12 protein-coding genes are annotated in these 20,237 nt (G+C 73.0%); 5 read left to right on the plus strand and 7 right to left on the minus strand.

Annotated elements, in window-relative coordinates; genetic code table 11:
• The 4 genes from AC07DS_RS41790 to AC07DS_RS41805 form a co-directional block, all read right to left on the minus strand.
• On the minus strand, positions 1–1,302 hold the full coding sequence (locus tag AC07DS_RS41790; protein WP_479153969.1) for a PrsW family intramembrane metalloprotease: 1,302 nt from the start codon (positions 1,300–1,302) through the stop codon (positions 1–3).
• A gap of 37 nt (positions 1,303–1,339) precedes the next feature.
• On the minus strand, positions 1,340–2,182 hold the full coding sequence (gene trmB / locus AC07DS_RS41795; protein WP_479153970.1) for a tRNA (guanosine(46)-N7)-methyltransferase TrmB: 843 nt from the start codon (positions 2,180–2,182) through the stop codon (positions 1,340–1,342).
• A gap of 59 nt (positions 2,183–2,241) precedes the next feature.
• Positions 2,242–3,450: an L-2-hydroxyglutarate oxidase gene (gene lhgO, locus AC07DS_RS41800; protein WP_479153971.1), complete on the minus strand. Its 1,209-nt coding sequence runs from the start codon at positions 3,448–3,450 to the stop codon at positions 2,242–2,244.
• A gap of 75 nt (positions 3,451–3,525) precedes the next feature.
• Positions 3,526–4,950, minus strand: a complete 1,425-nt coding sequence (locus tag AC07DS_RS41805) for an MFS transporter (protein WP_479153972.1) — start codon at positions 4,948–4,950, stop codon at positions 3,526–3,528.
• A gap of 757 nt (positions 4,951–5,707) precedes the next feature.
• Between AC07DS_RS41805 and AC07DS_RS41810 the strand changes: the two genes are divergently transcribed.
• Both AC07DS_RS41810 and AC07DS_RS41815 read left to right on the plus strand, forming a co-directional pair.
• Positions 5,708–7,810, plus strand: coding sequence for an asparagine synthase-related protein (locus AC07DS_RS41810; RefSeq protein ID WP_479153973.1), 2,103 nt, complete (start codon positions 5,708–5,710; stop codon positions 7,808–7,810).
• Between the two features lie 72 nt (positions 7,811–7,882).
• On the plus strand, positions 7,883–11,173 hold the full coding sequence (locus AC07DS_RS41815) for an AfsR/SARP family transcriptional regulator (protein WP_479153974.1): 3,291 nt from the start codon (positions 7,883–7,885) through the stop codon (positions 11,171–11,173).
• Here the strand turns inward: AC07DS_RS41815 and AC07DS_RS41820 are convergent.
• Together AC07DS_RS41820 and AC07DS_RS41825 are read right to left on the minus strand one after the other, a co-directional pair.
• Positions 11,170–13,161: a sigma-70 family RNA polymerase sigma factor gene (locus tag AC07DS_RS41820; RefSeq protein WP_479153975.1), complete on the minus strand. Its 1,992-nt coding sequence runs from the start codon at positions 13,159–13,161 to the stop codon at positions 11,170–11,172. The two genes, AC07DS_RS41815 and AC07DS_RS41820, sit on opposite strands and share 4 nt — an antisense overlap.
• A 303-nt stretch (positions 13,162–13,464) precedes the next feature.
• Positions 13,465–14,235, minus strand: a complete 771-nt coding sequence (locus tag AC07DS_RS41825) for a TetR/AcrR family transcriptional regulator (protein WP_479153976.1) — start codon at positions 14,233–14,235, stop codon at positions 13,465–13,467.
• Positions 14,236–14,616: 381 nt separating this feature from the next.
• Between AC07DS_RS41825 and AC07DS_RS41830 the strand changes: the two genes are divergently transcribed.
• Positions 14,617–15,996, plus strand: coding sequence for an NAD(P)/FAD-dependent oxidoreductase (locus AC07DS_RS41830; protein WP_479153977.1), 1,380 nt, complete (start codon positions 14,617–14,619; stop codon positions 15,994–15,996).
• Between the two features lie 130 nt (positions 15,997–16,126).
• Positions 16,127–17,770, plus strand: a complete 1,644-nt coding sequence (locus AC07DS_RS41835) for an ATP-binding SpoIIE family protein phosphatase (RefSeq protein ID WP_479153978.1) — start codon at positions 16,127–16,129, stop codon at positions 17,768–17,770.
• A gap of 89 nt (positions 17,771–17,859) precedes the next feature.
• Here AC07DS_RS41835 and AC07DS_RS41840 read toward each other — a convergent pair whose 3' ends face one another.
• A complete protein-coding gene (locus tag AC07DS_RS41840; RefSeq protein ID WP_479153979.1) occupies positions 17,860–19,149 on the minus strand; it encodes an MFS transporter in 1,290 nt (429 codons plus the stop codon).
• A gap of 110 nt (positions 19,150–19,259) precedes the next feature.
• On the opposite strand from AC07DS_RS41840, the gene AC07DS_RS41845 reads away from it, so the two are divergent.
• Entirely contained in the window at positions 19,260–19,808 is a 549-nt protein-coding gene (locus AC07DS_RS41845; protein WP_145885106.1) for a MarR family winged helix-turn-helix transcriptional regulator, read from the plus strand.
• Positions 19,809–20,237: the final 429 nt, after the last annotated feature.

A 20,237-nucleotide genomic window follows, 5' to 3' on the forward strand; every position in this document is an offset into this window, starting at 1 on the left:
CTAGGACCGATACGGGTTGTGGGCGGGGTGGGGTGCCGCCGGCCGGCCGTACCAGTGGGGCACCGGCGCCGCGTACAACGGCCGGGCCGGCGCGGACACCCTCGCCGCGTACTCCAGAGCGGGCCGGGCGACGCCCCTGCGCTGCCACAGCTCCGCGAGCAGTTCCTGCTCCCGTACGACGAAGTCGGCCCCGGCCCGCCCCCGCCGCCCCCGGTGCCGCAGGAACGCCAGCGAGGTGGCGTACGCCTCGTACTGCGCCACGGCCCGGGCCGCTGGCCGCCCGCCGAAGTGCCGGCGGGCGTGGTCCCGGGCCGTCCGCCGCGCCCGCATCGACCCGAGCACGAACGGCTCGGCCGGCCCCAGCCACCCGGCGTACACATACGCCGGCAGCTCCTCCCGCACGGTGCGCAGCTCCCGCTGCCGCGTCCAGATCGCGAGCCACGTCAGCAGCCCGAAGGCGGGCAGCATGAAGGCGCCGTAGACGGCGAAGAACCCGAACTCGCCGAAGCTCGAGGAGCCGTTCCAGAACGCGTGCATGCTCATCGCGAGCAGCAGCCCGCCGAGCGGAAGCAGGACGCGCCGGGCGTGCTGCCGTTCCGAGGAGAGCGCGGAGATCCCGAAGCCGATGCCGGTGAGCACGGTGAACAGGGGATGCGCGAACGGGGACATCACGATGCGCACGAAGAAGGTGGCTGCGGTGACGGAGGCGATGCCGCTGTCACCGGTGAGCTGGTCGGTCCCGAAGGCCGTGCCCAGGTAGAGGATGTTCTCGGTGAACGCGAACCCGGTGGCGGTGACCCCGGCTATCACCACACCGTCGACGATCCCGGTGAAGTCGCGTCTGCGGAAGAGGAACACCAGCAGCACGGACGCGGCCTTGGCGGACTCCTCCACTATGGGCGCGATCACGGTCGCGCCGAGGGTGTCGGCACTGGCGGGGTCGGCGGTCGAGGTGGCGATCCACTTCGTGGCGAAACTGTTCGCGACGATGGCGATCAGCGCAGCCGCGCAGGCGCCCCAGGCGAACGCGAAGACCAGATTCCGCCAGGGACCCGGTTCGACCCGGTCCAGCCAGCGGAAGGCGGCTATGAGCCAGGGCACGGGCAGCACGGCGAGGCCCAGCCCGACCAGGAATCCCTCCGTGCCGGTCTGCCGGCGCACCAGCGCGAGGATCACCAGACCGGACAGCGCGAGCAGCGTGATCAGCGCTCCGTAGCGCACCCACCGGCGCTGCCACCAGTGCGGATGCGCTCCGCTTCCGGGGCCGGGGGAGTAGGTCGGGTACGGAGGACTGATGGCCACGGCATCGACCCTAACGACGACAGGACGAAGGGGGCTGCTACTGCTGCTGATGCGGTACGCGACGGAACAGCAGATCGTTCACCACATGTCCCTTGTCCAGTCCCTGCCCCTCGAAACGGGTCAGCGGCCGGAACTCGGGACGTGGCGAGAAACCGCCGTCGGCCTGGGTGTTCTCGAAGTCGGGATGCGCGGCGAGCACTTCGAGCATCTGCTCGGCGTACGGCTCCCAGTCCGTGGCGCAGTGCACGATCGCTCCGGGCTTCAGCCGGGTCGCGGCCAGCGACAGGAACTCGGGCTGGATCAGCCGCCGCTTGTGGTGCCGCTTCTTGGGCCAGGGGTCCGGGAAGTACACGCGCAGCCCGTCGAGCGAGTCGGGCCGGAGCATCTCCCGGAGCAGGATGATCGCGTCCCCGTTCCCGACCCGGACGTTGGACAGCCCGTTTTGGTCGGCCAGGTTGAGCAGGTTCCCCTGCCCCGGCGTGTGCACGTCCACGGCGAGGACGTTCGTGTCCGGGTCCCCGGCGGCCATCTGCGCGGTGGCCTCGCCCATGCCGAACCCGATCTCCAGCACGACGGGCCTGTCGTTCCCGAACAGCTCGCCGAGATCGATGACGCACTGCCCGTCGATGTCCAGCCCCCACTGGGGCCACAGCCGTTGCAGCGCGTCCGCCTGCCCGGCCGTCACCCGGCTCCGGCGCGGCTGGAAGCTCCGGATCCGCCGCTCGAAGTGCGACCCGGCGGGATCGGCCTTGGGCCCGTCCGGGAACCGCGGTTCCCCCTTGGCCCGGCTGTGCCGGACGGACACACCGGGAACATGCGACGACACCGGCTCGGCAGCACCGGACCGGGGGGCTTCGGGGGCGTTAAGGGAGTCAGACACAGTGCCTCGATTTTACGGCGCCTCTCCACCCGCCCGGGCCGAGCAGGTCCGGGGCGGCACTACAGCGAGTCGAGCATGGACAACGCCCGCCGCGCGACTTCCCTGCCGATCGGCAGGGAGGCGGTGGCCGCCGGAGACGGAGCGTTGAGCACATGCACGGCCCGGGCTCCCTCCCGGATCAGGAAGTCGTCCACCAGCGTCCCGTCCCGCAGCACCGCCTGCGCCCGCACCCCGGCAGGGGCCCGCACCAGATCCTCCTCCTCCGCCGCGGGCAACAACCTGCGCACCGCCTGCAGAAACGCTCCCTTGGACACCGACCGCCGCAGCTCTCCCGCCCCGTACCGCCAGTGCCGCCTGGCGATCACCCAGGACCCCGGCCACGCGACGGTCCCGGCCAGCTCCCGGGGCTGTACGACCCCCCACCCGTACCCCTCCCGGGCCAGTGCCGGCACCGCGTTGGGGCCGATGTGCACGCCGCCGTCGATCCCGCGGGTCAGATGCACACCGAGGAACGGGAACGCCGGATCCGGCACCGGATACACCAGCCCCCGCACCAGCTCGGGCCGCGCCAGCTCGTAGTACTCCCCCCGGAACGGCACGATCCGCACCTCGGGCTCGTCCCCGGTGAGCCGGGCCACCTCGTCGCAGTACAGCCCGGCGCAGTTCACCAGCACCCGCCCGCGCACGACGTCCCCGCCCGAGGTGAGCACGGCCACACCCCGCTCCGGCCGCCGGTCCACCCGTACGACCCGGGCCCCGTAACGGATCTCCGCTCCCGAGGCCCGCGCCAGCTGCCGGGCGACACCCACGAAGTCGCACACGCCGGTCGTGCCGACGTGGATGGCCGCGAGTCCCCGGACCTCCGGCTCGTACTCGGCGATCTGCGCGACGCCCAGCTCCCGCACCGGGATGCCGTTCTCCCGCCCGCGCTGGACGAGCGCGTGCAGCCGCGGCAGCTCCTCCCGTTCGGTGGCGACGATCAGCTTGCCGGTGACGGCGTGCGCGATGCCGTACTCGGCGCAGAACTTGACCATCTCGGCCGCGCCCCGCACCGCGTACTGCGCCTTGAGCGAGCCCGGCCGGTAGTAGATCCCGCTGTGGATGACCCCGCTGTTGCGCCCCGTCTGGTGCCGGGCCGGGCCCGGCTCCTTCTCCAGCACGGTCACCCGGGTCCCCGGCGCGGACCGCGTGATCGCATACGCCGTGGACAGCCCGACGATCCCACCTCCGACCACGAGCACATCACAGTCGTACGCCCCGACACGCACCGTGCACCACCTCCCACCTCGATAGTGCACTGCGCCACTGACAGTGCCTTCAAACGCGGGAGGGGTGTCGCGCGCCTACGCCGGAGCCATCAGCAACGGCCTGGCCCGCTCCCGCAGCTCCACCACTCTCGGTTCGTCTCCGTACGGCTCCAGCCGGTGCAGAAGATCCTTCACGTACTCGGTGGTCCGGGCGGAAGAGATCCGTCCGGCCACCTCCACGGCCCGTACCCCCTGCTCGCACGCCGCATCCAGATTCCCCGACTCCAGCTCGGCGACGGCGGAGACGACGAGCCGCAGTCCGTGCGACCGCACGAACTCCTCCGTCGGCTTGGACAGCGCCTGCTCGGTGAACCTCCGCACCTGCCGAGGCGCCTTCAGGTCCCGGTAGCACTCCGCAGCATCAGCGGCAAAACGGTCGTATCCATAGAAACCGAGCCAAGAAGGATCGTTGTCACCCTCCCGTGACCGCTCCAGCCACCCCTCGGCGGCCTTCAGCGCAGCGCCGGCGGCCTGCGCATCCCCCGCGCGCGCGTGCGCCCGCGCCTCCACCAGCCGGAAGAAACTCATCGTGCGTGCGGTCGCCAGCCCCCGGTTGCGCTCCAGGGCGGCCTGCGCCAGATCGACGCCCTCGTCGCCGAAGCCCCGGTACGTCGCCTGCAGCGACATGGAGGCCAGCACATAGCCCCCGAGCGGGACGTCCGCGGCCGCGCGCGCGAGCCGCAGCGCCTGGATGTAGTACCGCTGCGCCGCCTCCTGCTGACCGGTGTCGAAGGCCATCCAGCCCGCGAGCCGGGTGAGTTCGGCGGTGGCCCCGAACAGGGCGCGGCCGACCTCGTCGGAGTACGAGCCGAGCAGCAGCGGCGCCGCCTCCACCCTTAAGCACTCGGGCACCATCGACGAACGCCAGTCGCCGCCTCCGTACTTGGAGTCCCAGCGCCTGGCGTCCTCCGCGGCCTCCCGCAGCTTCTGCACATCGCTGTGGCCGACTTTGATCGGTGCACCGGACTCCTCGGCGGAGTTCGCCTCCCGCGCGACCGAGCTGTCGGCGGGGGTTATCAGCCATCGCGAGGCAGGCGTTGCGTATGCGCTCACTGCGAACGACCCGGCGAGCGACTGCCAGATGCCCCCGGAGCCGGCCCGGCGCCCTGCGAGGTCGAGCCGGTACAGCTCAGTGGCCGACTTCACCGCCTGCCCCACGTCCCTGGGGAAGGCGAGACCCACTTCGGGTGCGGGGTCCGCGTCCGCCAGGCCTATCTCGTGGAGCGGCACCGGGCGGCCGAGCTTCTGGCCGATGGCGGCCGCGATGAGGTGCGGCGCCGCGCCCTGCGGCACCATCCCCTTCGACACCCAGCGCGCCACCGAGGTCTTGTCGTAGCGAAGCGTCAACCCGCGTTGAGCGCCAAGATCGTTGACGCGTCGCGCGAGTCCTGCATTGCTGATTCCCGCGAGGGCGAGAACGGCGCCGAGTTTCTCGTTCGGCCCGCGTTGCTCCCTGGACATGCGCCACCCCTCGACACAGACGGCTGCCGCACTGGCATAACCGTGCGGCATTCGTAAACCCAGCGTAGTTCGCCGCATCCCAAGCGTTAAGGGGCATTGTTCCGGTTGGCGGGATTGTGGTCCGTACGCGAGTGCGGCCCTGTACGCACCGTGCACACTCTGTCGCGACGTGCCCCTGTCCGTGTGGCCGTGCGCCCGCCCGTGCGCTCTTCTCCGGCCATCTGGGGAGCGGTTCCATGGGTGATGCGTGGGTCGGCCCGCTGTACTGGATCCAGCGGGCTGGGGGACACCGCCACCTTCATCCCCGCGGGTGGCGGACCGGTCCGGGAGGCGATGCCCGCCTCCCGGACTGTGCGCGTTCCGGTGCCGTCGGGCGCTCCGCAGGCCTGTACGGAGCGTGCTCGCTTTCGTGCGGCCGCCGCTGATTTGGCTGAAAATCGACCCAGGTTCCAGCGGGTGATTTCCGCTCCCACCATGGGACTTGAGGGCGCGAAGGGTGTTTTCGGGGCGCATATCGGGGGCGCATTCGCGTCGCACCCACCTGGCGCTCTGCCGTCATCCGCTGTGCCTCGTACGGGCGTTCAGCCGCTCACCCCTCGCCCGCCCGCGCGGCTTCCCGTCGGCGTCCGCCCGGTGTCCGACCGACGTTCCCTCGATCGAAGGCGGTGCCACCGCCCCTCCACAGCGCGTTCTTCATGGCAGCATGGGGACCCGGTTTCTGCGGTGCGCTGGTTGTCCACAGGCTGTGGAGGTGTCGATGCGGTGGTTGGTGGGTTGGAGCAGCACCGCCACGGGCGCCTCCGGGATCGGTTCCGCGGGCGCCACCGGATACGACGGCGAGACCCTGCACCCGGTCGGCTCCCAACTCCTGTGGGGCGACCCCGATCCCCTGTGGGCCGTCGGCGACTGGCGCCCTGACGAGGTGCGGGTGGTGAAGGCCGACGCGCAGAACAGGATCGCCGTCCTCGGCACCTGCGGCGCGACCGACGAGGAGCTGCGGCGCGGACTGTTCACCGCGCGCGGGGGCGCACTGCGTCATCTGACCACCTGGCCCGGCAGTTACACGGCCGTCGTCCAGGTGGGCCGCCGGATCACCGTCTGCGGCGATCTCGCGGGCGCCCGCCCGGTGTTCCACACGCCCTGGGCCGGCGGCACGGCCTACGCCACCGCCGCGCTGCCGCTCGCCGACCTCATCGAGGCCAACCTCGACTTCGGCCACCTGGCGGCCCTGCTCGCCGCCCCCGACGTCCCGGCAGCCCTGCGCGACACCACCCCGTACGACGGCGTACGGCGCATTCCGCCGGGGCATGCCCTCGTCCTGCGCGCCGGAGCACGCGAGATCGCCGGGTACGAGCCGGTCGCCTCCCTCGCGGTGGCCGCGCCCCCGGCGGACCCCGACCGCGCCGTGGACGCCGTACGGGACGCGCTAGTCGAGGCGGTGCGCGCGCGGCTGTCGGCGCCGCGGCACGTGCCCGACCTCGACCCCGGGCCGGTGCCGGGCATGGGCCCCGCCGAGCGGCGGGCCGCGCGCGGGATGCCGGTCCCGGGGATCGGCGCCGACCTGTCCGGCGGACCGGCCTCCGGCACGCTGGCGCTGCTGGCCGCCGGACTGCCCGGCCGGCCGGGCACGCTGCTCGGCCACGGCACGGGCGCCGGGGAACGGCTGCTCGCCGTCACCTTCAACGACCTGGCCGTCGGCGGCCGTGAGGCGGAACGGGAGCGCGCGGGAGCCCTCGCGGCCGGCCCGCGGCTGCACCACGTGGTGGTGACCGGCGGCGAGGAGACCCTGCCGTACGCCGAACTCGACGGCCCCCTCACCGACGAGCCGGGCCCCTCCCTGGTCACGGCCGCCCGCCACCGCGCCCGGCTCGCCGCCGGCAGCGCCGACCACTTCACCGGCCACGGCGCCCGCCAGGTCCTGGACGCCCACCCCGCCCGCCTCGCGGACCTCCTGATGGACCGCAAACGACGCCACCTGGTCCGGCCGGTCGCTGCACTCACCCGGGCCGAGGGCTCGGTGATGGTCCCCGCGCGCGTGTACGGCGCGGCCCGGCGGCTGGCGCGCACTCCGTACCGGGCGGGCCTGGAGCTGCTCGCCGAGCGGCTGATCCGGCACCGCTTCGACGAGCCGGGGGGCGCCGTCGGCGCGTCCCTCGCCGCGCTGACCTGGGGGAGACCGGGGCCGGCGGCGCGCTGGCTGACGGGGGAGGCACTGGCTGAAGTATCGGTTCTGCTCCAGAGCGGGGCGGAGCGCTCACCCGCGGGATCCGCCCAGCGCCCCGGGGAGTTCCGCGCGCGTGCCGTGCTGGCCCGCCACGCGGCCGACCTGCGCGTCCTCGAACAGGCAGCCGAGATCCGCTCCCAGCGCCTGCACGCGCCCTTCCTCGACAACCAGGTCGTCCGCGCCTGCCGTGCCCTCCCCGAGGCCCTGCGCGTCCAGCCCGGTGCCCGCTCCGCCGTCCTGCGTACGGTCCTGGAGGGCGCCGGCGTCGCGGGCCTCCCGCCCGGCTGGGGCGCCCCCTCCCACGGCTCCTCCGCGGCGGCCGCGCGCGCGGGGCTGCGCGTGGCGGCGGACTCCCTGGTGGACCTCTTCTCCACGCCCCTCCTGGCCGAGGCCGGTCTGGTGGAGGCCCGGGTGGTCCGCAAGGCCCTCCGGGCGGCGGCAGAGGGCGCACCGCTCCCCCTGGACGGCCTGGCCGACCTGATCTCTGTCGAAGTCTGGCTCCGCCGCCTCCTCTCCCGCCGGGGCACCTGCTGGACGGGCACACCCGCACGCGCGCGTGCCGTACCCGAGGGCATCGCACCGCGCCGCGGCGCCCTGGGCGCGGGAGCCGCGGGAGCCGCGGGACTGAGCGGCTAGGCCGCCGTACGACCCCGTGCGGCGTACGCAAACCCCCGTGCCTCCGCTCCCGCCTCCGGCGACAATGTGCCGGTGCGGTACAGAATCCTGGGCGTCACCCAGGCGGAGGACGACCAGGGAACCCTCAAGACGGTCGGCGGCCCCCGCCTGCGCGCGCTGCTCGCCGCACTCGCGCTTCGCCCCGGCCGGGCCACCGCCCCGCAGACCCTGATCGGCGAGGTCTGGGCCGACGATCCGCCCGAGGACGCCCCGGCCGCCCTCCAGGCCCTGGTGGGCCGGCTCCGCAGGGCCCTCGGCAGGGACACCGTGGGCTCGGTGCCCGGCGGTTACCGCCTCGCCGCCACCGAGGACGACGTGGACCTCTTCGTCTTCGAGTCCCGGGTGCGCACGGCCACGTCGGCTCTGGACCGCGGCGACGCCGAGGCCGCGGCCCGCGACCTGGACGCGGCGCTCGCCCTGTGGCAGGGCCCCGCCCTCGCCGACCTCCCGGACCGCACCGCCGCCGCCCGCGCGGACGCGCTCCGCCTGGAGGCGCTCCGGGGCCGCGCCGAGACCCGCCTGCGCCTGGGCCGCGCCCAGGACGTCGTACCGGACCTGACGGAACTGACCGCCGCCCACCCGTACGACGAACCCCTGCACGCGCTCCTCATCCGCGCTCTGCGCGACACCGGCCGAACCGCCGACGCCCTCGCCGCGTACGAGTCCGCCCGGCGCACCCTCGCCGACACCCTCGGCACCGACCCCGGCCCGGAACTGCAGGCCCTGCACGCCTCGCTGCTGCAGCAGGAGCCGCCCGCGGCCGCCCCCGCCCGCCCCCCGGAGCGGACGGGCAACCTCCGCCCCCGCCTGACGTCCTTCGTCGGCCGGGAACCCGAACTCGAAGCCATTCGTTCCGACTTGCACAGAGCCCGCCTGGTCACCCTCACCGGACCGGGCGGCTCGGGAAAGACCCGCCTCGCCGAGGAGGCCGCCGCGGGGCTGCCCCAGGCATGGCTGGTCGAGCTGGCCCCGCTCGACCGGCCCGAGGCGGTGCCCGGCGCCGTGGTCAGCGCCCTCGGTCTGCGCGAGACCGTGCTCCTGGCCAACGACCTGGCGACACCGCAGGACGACCCCACGGCCCTGCTGATCGAGTACTGCGCCCCGCGCAGCCAGCTCCTGATCCTCGACAACTGCGAACACGTCATCGGCGCGGCCGCCGCCCTCGCCGAGACCCTCCTCACCCACTGCCCCGGGCTCACGGTCCTCGCCACCAGCCGTGAACCGCTCGGCGTCCCCGGCGAGTCGGTGCGCCCGGTCGAACCCCTCGTCCCCGAGCAGGCCCACCGCCTCTTCGCGGAGCGCGCGCGGACCGTCCGCCCCGACGCCGACGCGGTGCTCCGCGACACCGAGGCCGTCGCGGAGATCTGCCGCCGCCTGGACGGGCTGCCGCTCGCCATCGAGCTGGCCGCGGCCCGGCTCAGGCTGCTGACCCCGCGCCAGATCGCCGACCGGCTGGACGACCGCTTCCGCCTGCTCACCTCCGGAAGCCGCACGGTCCTGCCCCGCCAGCAGACCCTGCGCGCGGTCGTCGACTGGTCCTGGGACCTGCTGGACGAGCGGGAGCGGACGATGCTGCGCGAGGTGTCTGTGTTCGCCGGCGGCTGGGACCTCACCGCGGCCGAGGCCGTGTGCACCGGCCCGGCGGCGGAGCTGACCGGCGCCCTGGTGGACAAGTCCCTCGTCGTGGCCGCGCCGGACGGCCCGGACTCCTTCGGCACCATGCGGTACCGGATGCTGGAGACCATCCATGAGTACGCCACCGAGCGCGCCGCCGAGATCCCCGAGCTGCGCGCGGCGGCCGAGCGGCGCCACCGCGCCTGGGCGCGCGCACTGGTCGAGCAGGCCGAGCCCCAGCTGCGCTCGGCGGCCCAGCTTCCCTGGATCGGCCGCCTGGAGGGCGAACTCGACAACATCCGCGCGGCCCTGGACCGCACGCTGCGGGCCGGCGACGAGGCGGAGGCGGGCGCGATCGTCCTGGCGATCGGATGGTTCTGGTGGCTGCGCAACTACCGGCAGGAGGCGATGGAGTGGGTGCGGCTGGTGCTGCGCCTGGGCGTCGCCCGCGACACCCGGCCCGAGGGCGCGGGTCAGGCCGGTCTCGCCGCGTCGACGGAGTCGGCCGACCCGGTCGGCGCCTTCCTCGCCGCACCCGACGGCGAGGCGGGGCACCCGCTGCGGGAGCTGCGCATGGACCTGCGGATGCTCGACCTGTTCCTGACCTCCGAGTCGAGCACGGCGACCCTCGCGGCCGACCCTCGCGCCCCGGAGTACATCGCCCGGGTCCGGGCCTGCTTCGAGCACGGCGGTCCGCAGGCCGCCCGCCTGCCCGGCATCGTCTGGCCGCTGACCGCCTACTACCTGGGCGGCCCGGCCGACGTGGCGCCCGACATGGCCGCCGCGGTCGCCAACTGCCGCAGATACGGCGGGGACTGGGAGATCGGCGTCTCCCTGATGTACCGCACCCATGTGGTCGTCGACTCGCCGGGCAATCTGCGGGGCGTGGACGAGGACCTGGCGGAGCTGCGGGCGCTCAGCCGGCGTGTCGGGGACCGCTGGATGCGGGCGCAGGTGTGCAGTGCGGCCGGCGAGGCGGCCATGGCCCGCGGCAGGTTCAAGGAGGCCCGCGCCGAGTACGAGGAGGCGCTGCGGCTCGCCTACGAGGTCGGCGCCTACGCCGAGTCGCCGTTCCTCATGGCCCGGCTCGCCGAGATCGCCTACCGCTCGGGAGACCGCACGAGCGCCCTGGCTGCCCTGGACGGCGCCGCCACGGCCGCCGACGTGTACGGGGTGGCGGAGTCCCGGGCGTTCGTCCTGATGATGCGGGCCCACATCGCCGAGAACGACGGCGACCTGGCCCAGGCGCGAGAGCTGTACGACATGACCCGCGCGGTCGCGTCGGGCGGTACCCCGCCACCGCAGTTCACGGCCGCCCTGAGCACCGTCGAGGCCATGATCACCGCCGGCGAGTCCGGTCCCGGGGCCGCGCTGCCGATCGTGGCGGCCGCGTTGCGCGAAGCGGTGGAGCGGCGCTGCGCCGAGTCGATCACGGCGGGGCTGGTCGACGTCGGCGCCGTCCTGCTGGCCAGGCTCGGCGATCTGGCGGGTGCGGTACGGCTGTTCGCGGCCGCCGAACACTGGCGGGCCGGCCACCCGCGCCCCGAGCCGGAGCACACCCGCGCCGAGCAGATCGCCACCGCGGCCGGCCGGGCGCTGACCCCGGACCGCTACGCGGCCGAGCGGGCCCGGGGCGCCTCCTTCACCACGGAGGACGTTCTACGGGACCTGGCAGCACCGGCACCCACCCACGCCCCCGAGCCCCGCTAGCGGCAGGTGAACCGGGACTCGGCCCAGTCCGCGAGCGCGCCCCGGTCGAGGACGTTGCTGTGCGGTTCCACGACGAGCCGTACGGTGCTGTACCCGGTCAGACCGACATGGACGGGCACGGCCGCGTCCCGGCCCTTGACCATGCCGGACTGCCACAGCCGGACCCCGTCGGCGTAGACGGAGAAGGAGACCTTGCCGAGTCCGAGGGTCAGGTCGTCCACACCGGCCAGGGCGTCGAAGGCCGTGCAGCGGCGGTTGAGGTCGATGGTGACGGAGGACTTGCCGTGCACGGTGACACCGCGCGCGTACTGCTTGCCGGCGATCGACATCCCGTACCGCTGCCACACCCAGCTGCTCTCGCGCAGCCGCATCTCGGGCCCGGTGCCGTCGCCGTTGACGTCGTACCGCAGATCGCTCCACTCGTAGACGACCGGAGCCGGAGCCGGTGGCGGAGTGGGGGAGGGGGTGGGTGCGGGCGGTGGGGTCGGCCTGGGCGTCGGTTCCGGGGTGGGCGTGGGGGCCGGCTTCGCGCTGGACGTGGATGTGGGAGCAGGCGTGGGTGCGGGAGCGGACGTCGGCGTGCGGCCCGGCTCGGGACCCAGCCCCACCGGCACCGAAGCGGGCTTCTTCCTGCTCGGCGTGGCGGAGGGCGTGGGTACGGAGGGCGTGGGTGCCGACGGCTGCGGCTGCCCGGCGGCGGGCGGGGACTGCGCCGGCTTGGCCACCTCCTCGGCCGGGTGGCCGTCGTTCAGCAGTGCCATGGCCACCGCGGCGACGGCCACCGCGACCACACCGGCCGCGATGCCGGCCTTCACCGGCGCCCCGAGCCCTTCGGCGGCGGCGCCACCACTCGCACCCGAGCCGGCGGACGACCCGCCGGCGGCGGCGCCACCACCCGCACCCGAGCCGCCGGACGACCCGCCGGCGGCGGCCGCGCCACCACTCGCACCCGCAGCGCCGGACGACCCGCCGGCGGCGGCCGCGGCACCCACCCCGGCACCGCCGGCGATGATCCCGAGCGCCTTCCCGTACCCGGCGGCCCCGAACCAGCCGATGACCGCGACCGGCACCACCGCGGGGATCCCGCCCGCGACTTCCTCGATCTGCGCGGCCGCCAGCCGGCACCTGGCGCACTCGTCCAGGTGCTTGCGCAGGCCCCGTTCGGCACGGATGCGCAGCTTGCGGCGGGCGTAGGTGCCGAGCTGGTCGGCGTAGCGGGAGCACTCCTCGTCCCCGGCGAGCGAGGCGCTGACGTGAGCCTGCAGATAGGCCTGCTTCAGCCCCTCGCGGGCACGGCTCGCCAGCACCCGGGTGCCGTTGGCGTCCAGCCCGAACAGGAAGGCCACCTCGCTCGGCGACTCGTCCTCCACCTCGGTGTGCCACAGCACGGCCTGCCAGCGTTCGGGCAGCGAGCGGAAGGCCTGCATGGCCATGGACTGCTCGGCCTCGTGCAGGGCCCGCACATCGGCACCGGGATCCAGGGCGTCGTCGTCGGACACCTCGGACCTGCGCGAGGCCTGCTGCGCGAACACGGCGAAGTCGTCCACGAGCTGCTCGCGCCGCGCGGACCTGCTCCAGTGCGCGGCAACGCGCCGCACGGAGGTCAGCAGATAGGCCCGTACGGAGTGTTCGGGCCCCGAACCGCCGCGCACCGCCTGCAGCATCCGGGCGAAGACCTCGGCGGTGAGGTCGTCCGCGGTGTGCCCGTCACGGCAACAGGTACGGGCGTAGCGGCGCACCGCATCCGCGTGCCGCCGGTACAGCTCCTCGTAGGCGGAGTCGTCCCCCGCCCGCATCCGCTCGATCAACTCGCCGTCGGCGGGCGGCATCCGCCGCGGCGGCGAGCCACTCCCGCCCCGCTGAGCGGGCACGCTCTGGTCCGGGGCCGTCCCGCCCCGTCCGCCCTGACTCGGCACCTGCGGCGAGGTCAGCCCTCCGGTCTCGGAGCGACCGTCATCGCGTGACCCGTCCCACCCGTCAACGCCCATCGCGCAAAGCCCCCGACACCGGCCCGGCCCAACTCGTCACCGGCTCAGGGTGCCACATCGTCTTTCGTTCAAGTACGGCCCGTACGCCCCATCCACTCATCCGAGCGCACCCGCGACCCGCAACAGAACACCACCCGAACGAGCCCCGCGCGCGACAGCAACACGCAGCCCACCCACATGACGACCGGCCCCGGCGCCCACGCCCCACAGGAGCCACCCGCACCCGACCGTGCCGGTTGCACGGGTGGTGCGGGTGGGAACGCAAACCTGCCGAAGGCGAAGCCGAGACGGTTGCCGCAGAACCTACGCCGGCCGGGACCGAAGCCCCTCCAGCAGAATCTCCAGCAGCCGAGCCGAAGCCGCCGCCTGCTGCGCCGGATCCGGCAGCGAGGGCGCCGCCGTGGCGATCACCAGCAGCACATCCGCCACGGACACGTCCGCCCGCAACTCACCCGCGCCCCGAGCCCGCTCGACCAACTGCCCCACGACCTCGAGCAGCGCACCGGCTCCACCGTCGTCCGAGCCCGACTCCGGCACCAGCCGCAGCTCACCCGCACCCGGCTGAGACCGCTGCTGAGGCACCCGGGCCTCCTCGGCCGGCGCGGCAGAACCGACGGCCCCGGCGTCGCCCTCCTCCGCGACCCCGACCCGCAGCACGTGCGGCGGCAGCAACCGCCCCGCCCCGGACGCCACGGACGTCCGCAGGAACCGGGACAGCGCCGACCACGGCTCGTCCTCCTGCCCGAGCGCGGTCCGCGCCTGGTCGGTCAGCCGCGCGGTCTCCTCCTCGGCTATCCGCCGGACCAGCACGTCCTTGCTCGGGAAGCGTCGGTACACCGTGCCGACACCGACCCGAGCCCGCCGTGCCACGTCCTCCATCGGCGCGCCGTACCCCAGCTCGCCGAACACCTCACGCGCCGCACGCAGCACGTGCTCCAGATTGCGCTGTGCGTCCACCCGCAGCGGTGTCGTACGCATCCCGTCCGCGCGCCCGTTGCCCGCCGCCGCGGTCACCGCCGGTCCGCCCGAAGCGAGAGCGGCTGCCGACGACCAATGAGTGTCCTGAACATGCATGTGTTTCCCCCGGTTAATGACGTCTCCCCCCGGAGACTCTCCCCGCCACTGAATACCGGAGTGTGCGGAACTGGCATCGGTCACGACCGGACCCGCCCGTCGCGGACCCGCATCGACCACATTCCCTACACCCCGTCGACACACGAACATAGTTGAGTGAGGGTCAATTCAGAAGGGGCAGGTTCCGCACAGAGCGCCCCCCGATCGGAGTACGGGTCATCTATGTCCCGATTCCTCGCCTTCGCCCCCTCCCTCCCGCCCCCGCTGACCTGCCCGCTTTCGCCCCACCCGGACGGCGCGCCCGGCCCCGTGCACACCCGCTCCCCGGTCACACAAATTGCCGGGGCTGTGGACAAACAACAGCGCCGGGTGCGTCATGGGATGGTGAAGGAACGTGCGCGCATTCTGGTTGTCGGCGGCGGCTACGTCGGGATGTACACGGCCCTGCGTCTGCAGCGGAGGTTGAAGCAAGAGCTCAGGCGGGGCGAGGTCGACATCACTGTCGTCACCCCCGACCCCTACATGACGTACCAGCCGTTCCTCCCCGAAGCAGCCGCCGGTTCGATCTCCCCTCGTCATGTCGTCGTACCGCTGCGCCGCCTCCTGTACCGGTGTCACGTCGTCATCGGCGAGGTGACGTCCATCGACCACGCGGTGCGCGCCGCCGCCGTCACCACGCTCGCCACCGCCGAGGAGGGCAGGACCGCCGAACTGCTCGGCTACGACGAACTGGTCCTCGCCCCCGGCGCGGTCTCCCGCACGCTGCCCATCCCCGGCCTCGCGGAGTACGGCATCGGCTTCAAGACCGTCGAAGAGGCCATCGGCCTGCGCAACCACGTCATCGAGCAGATGGACATCGCCTCCTCCACCCGCGACCCCGCGATCCGCGACGCCGCCCTCACCTTCGTCTTCGTCGGCGGCGGCTACGCCGGAGTCGAGGCACTCGGCGAACTCGAGGACATGGCCCGCTACACCGCGCGCTACTACCACAACCTCCGTCCCGAGGACATGAAGTGGATCCTCGTGGAGGCCTCCGACCGCATCCTCCCCGAGGTCGGCGAGGAGATGGGCCGCTACACGGTCACCGAGCTGCGCCGCCGCAACATCCAGGTCCTGCTCGACACCCGCCTGGACTCGTGCGCCGACCGCGTCGCCGTCCTCAGCGACGGCCAGCGCTTCCCGACCCGGACGGTCGTGTGGACCGCCGGCGTCAAACCGCATCCGCTGCTCGCCGCCACCGACCTGCCGCTCGACGGCCGAGGCCGCCTCAAATGCACCGCCGAACTGGCCGTCGACGGCGCTCCGCACGCCTGGGCCGCGGGCGACGCCGCAGCCGTCCCCGACGTCACCGCCGCCGAACCCGGCACCGACACCGCCCCCAACGCCCAGCACGCGGTCCGCCAGGCCAGGGTCCTCGGTGACAACATCGTCCACGCGCTGCGCGGCGAGCCCCTGGAGACGTACGCGCACAAGTACGTCGGCTCCGTCGCCTCCCTCGGCCTGCACAAGGGCGTCGCCCAGGTCTACGGGCGCAAGCTGAAGGGCTACCCTGCCTGGTTCATGCACCGCGTGTACCACCTCAGCAGGGTGCCCACCTTCAACCGAAAGGCCCGCGTGCTGGCGGAATGGACCCTGGCCGGGCTCTTCAAACGGGAGATCGTCTCGCTCGGCTCGCTCGAACATCCCCGTGCGGAGTTCGAACTCGCGGCCGGTGGAAAGCCTCCTCACAGCCCCTCGGACAACCCGAAGGGGTCGTCCTGACCGGACTCAGGAACTACCCGGCCCGCCCCGGCGTCTGACGGATATCGCCGCGGACGGCCACCTGCCAGACTGCCCCACGTCCTCGGACGGGCACCTGCCCGCCCTCAGCACCCACGAGGCTTTCCCCACTGTGAACTTCACGCGCTGGAGCGCCCGGCTCCCCGGAACGCAGCGCCGCGCCGCAGCGCGGACCGAGACCGCGGTCTCCCCGGACCGGCGGGGGGAAGGCTCCGTGCCCGCGGCCCGGGCCGAACAACCGGCCGACGGGACACCGCCCGTACCCGCCGTCGACGAACTGCCCGCGCGCGCCGTCCTCGACCGCGTCCCGGCCCTCGTCGCCCTCCTCCATGGCCCCGACCACCGGATCGCCTACGTCAACGACGCCTACACGGCCGCCTTCGGCGTACGACCGCTCGGCGAACCCGCCCGAGAGGCCCTCCCGGAACTGGCCGAACTCGGTCTGCTGCCACTCCTCGACCAGGTACTGCGCAGCGGCAAGCCCCGCACGCTCAAGTCCCGCAAGGCCCTCGACGGCCGTTCCTACACGTTCACCTGCACCCCGGCCTCCGAGACCGGCGGAGACGGCGCCGTACTCGTCTTCGCCACCGACGTCACCGACCACGCGGAGGCCGCGGAGCGCCTGCGCGCCAGCGAGCGCCGGCAGCGCGAGACGGCCGTGACCCTGCAACGCTCCCTCCTGCCCCAGGAGCTGGAGCAGCCCGACGACCTGCGTATCGCCGCCACCTACCAGCCCGGCGGCACGGAGGCCGCGGTCGGCGGCGACTGGTACGACGTGATCACCCTCGGCGGCGGCCGCACCGCCCTGGTGATCGGCGACGTCATGGGCCGCGGCGTCCGCGCGGCAGCCGTGATGGGCCAGCTGCGCACCGCCGTCCGCGCCTACGCCCGCCTCGACCTCCCGCCGCACGAGGTCCTGCAACTCCTCGACGGCCTCGCCACCGAGATCGACGCCAACCAGATCGCCACGTGCGTCTACGCCATCCACGACCCGAACGAGGGCCGCCTGGTGTACTCCTCCGCGGGCCATCTGCCCATCCTGGTCCGCGACGAGAACGGCACGGTCCTGCGCGCCGACGAACCCACCGGACCGCCCCTCGGCACCGGCGGCTGGATGCACGCCTCGGGCTCGATCCCGCTGGGCCCCGGCTCCACGGCGGTCCTCTACACGGACGGCCTGGTCGAGCGCCGCGACGAGGACCTGGACGAGGGGATCGCCTCCCTGGAGCGCGCCCTGTCCGGCGCGACCGGCACTCCCCAGGTCGTCTGCGACCGCCTGGTCCGCTCGGCCGGCGTCACCGCCGACCACGACGACGACGTAGCCGTCCTCGTCCTCCAGCACCCCGCCCGTACGGGCCCCGAGGGTGATCTCTTCCGCAACGCGGCCCTGGAACTCCTCGGCGGCGTGGAGGCGGCCCCCCGCGCCCGCGCTTTCGCCTCCGGTGTCCTGACGAGCTGGCGCTTCCCGGCCGACCTGCACGACCTGGGCGTCCTGGCGACGAGCGAGCTGGTCGCCAACAGCCTCCAGCACGGCACGCCACCCATGCGGCTCCGCCTCCGCCGCACCGACCGCCGCCTGATCATCGAGGTCACGGACGGCGACGACCACCTCCCCCGCCGCCGCCGCGCAGAACCGGGCGACGAGTCGGGAAGAGGCATCGCCATCGTCGCCACCATCGCCTCCAACTGGGGTTCGAGAAGGACACCGGGTGGAGGGAAAGCGGTGTGGTGCGAGTTCCTTTTGCCGAGGGGCTGAGCGCCGTGGGGCTGCGGTCCGCCGCCGGCTGAGGGCGCGTCGGGGCTGGTCGCGCAGTTCCCCGCCGCCCCTGGGGGCGGCGGGTGGCTCTATGCCTCCGCGGCGACCGGCTCCGCGGCTCCACCACGGGCCACCACACGGCTGGTCCTCGCCGCGGCCCACGGCTGATCCTGGGCAACGGTGAGCCGGCGTCCCAGTCGCAGCGCCAGCACGGTGATGCCGAGGGAGAACAGCAGGAAGGTCACCACGTACGGGCCGTGCAGGGACGCTCCGAGCGGACCGCCCACCGCCGGCCCGACGGCCAGCGCCAGCTGCTTGACCAGGGCAAACGCCGAGTTGTACTGGCCGGCCATCCCCTCCGGCGCCAGATCGGCGACCAGCGGGGCGACCGTCGGCGACAGCATCGCCTCACCCAGCCCGAACAGCGCGTACGTCGACACGAATGCAGCGGTCGCCATCTCCTGGCTCCCGTGCCCCAGCCCCGCGTACCCCGCCGCGAGCCACGCCACGGCCCAGATGAGCCCCACACCGGCGATCACCCGGGACCGCCGACGCCGCTCCACGAACTTCAGCACGGCGAACTGCGCGACCACGATCATCATCGTGTTCGCAGCCAGCGCCGTACCGAGCGCGGAGGTGGATATCCCAGCGGCCTCCACGCCGTACGCGGCCAGCCCCGACTCGAACTGCCCGTAGCAGGCGAAGAACAGCACGAAGCCCAGCACGCACAGCTGCACCATCGCCCGGTTCCCGAGCAGCTGCTTCCAGCCGCCCTTCCCGGACGCGGACGGCGCGTCGGCGATCCGCGGCGAGTGCGGCATCCGCACCGTCGCCATCACAGCGACCAGCAGCAGGAACATCGCCGCCTCGATCGCGAACAGCAGAGTGAAGGAGGAGACCCGGGTCGTGTCGACGAGGTGACCGCCGATGAGGCCACCGACGCCGAGTCCGAGGTTCTGCAGGAAGAACTGCATCGCGAACGCCCGCGACCGCGTCTCCGCCGTCGAGCAGTCCACGATCATCGTCGCCAGCGCCGGCTGCATCACGGCCTGTCCCGCCCCGAGCGCCGCGGCCGACAGCAGTACGGCGGTGGCGTTGCCCGCGAGTCCGAGGCTCAGCGCACCCAGCGCGGCGGTGACCAGGGCTGCGAGCAGGACCGGCAGCGGGCCGCGCCGCACGATCGCCCTGCCGGCGAACGGCAGCACGATCAGCGCGGCCACGGCGAAGACGGCGAGCACGAGTCCCGCCGTCATGGCTCCGAGGCCCCGCACCTGCGCCACATAGACGTACAGGTAGGGGACCGTGAAGCCGAGCCCGAATGCGCTGAGTGCGTTGCCCACGTGGATCCGGCGCATCGCTGCGCCCATCGCCCTGGTCACGTTCACCTCTCTCACTAGTTAGGAGTGAAGACTTCAAAGCTAAAGTTCGAAGCTAAAGAGTACACATCGAAGGACTTCAAGGCAAAGTGGCTCCGTGCGATACTGCGGCCATGGCCGAGACCCCCGGCGTCACGGAGCCGACGCTCGAAGAACAGATCGCCGCCTACCAGCGCGAGTTCCAGGACCTCGACCCCCAGGTCGAGAAGATCGTGTCGGCACTGTCCCGGCTGAACCGGCGGATGAACGTCGCCTACGGCCGCCAGACCGCCGCTCTCGGCATCGGCAATGCCGACTGGGAGGTCCTCAAGGCACTGGTCCTCTCCGGCGCCCCGTACCGGATGGGCCCCAGCGACCTCGCCAAGCGACTCGGCCTCACGCCGGCCGCCATGACCCACCGGATCGACCGCATGGTCACCGAGGGGCTGGTCACCCGGGAGCGCGACGAGTCCAACCGGGTCCGGGTCATCATCGAGCTGACCCCCGAGGGCCGGGAGAAGTGGCTGGAGGCGATGCGCCTCGCGACCGTCTTCGAGGAAGACCTCCTCCAGGACCTCACTCCAGCGGAGCGCACCGTCCTCGGCGAGGTCCTGACCACGCTGCTCCGCCGGGTGGAGCACGCCCAGCCGGACGCCGGCGGCCGCCTCAGCGACCTGGACTGAGGCCCCAGAAAAGATCTTGACAGGGGTGGTTGACACCCCCCTGCGCGTTCCGTAAAGTTCTCCGGGTTGCCGCAGAGCCGTAACGGTTCTTCGACAGCACCTCAGCCGCCTCGAGCGGCACCTCACACCACCAGCACGATCTCCCGATGGGATTGTTTTCGGCATGCCCGAATTCAATTCGAATAGGGACTCGGCGGCCCGATTGGGAATCGCCGGGCGGATCCGCTAAGGTTTGAGACGTCGGAACGGCCCAACAGTCGCGAAGACAAACCCCGCTGACTGGGGGTCAGACGCCGAAAGGATCTGATAGAGTCGGAACCGCCGGAAAGGGAAACGCGAGAGCGAGAACCTGGAAAGCACCGAGGAAATCGGATCGAGAAAAGATCTGATAGAGTCGGAAACACCGAAGGGAAGCCCGGAGGAAAGCCC

The sequence above is a fragment of the Streptomyces sp. NPDC044064 genome, from assembly GCF_056434245.1.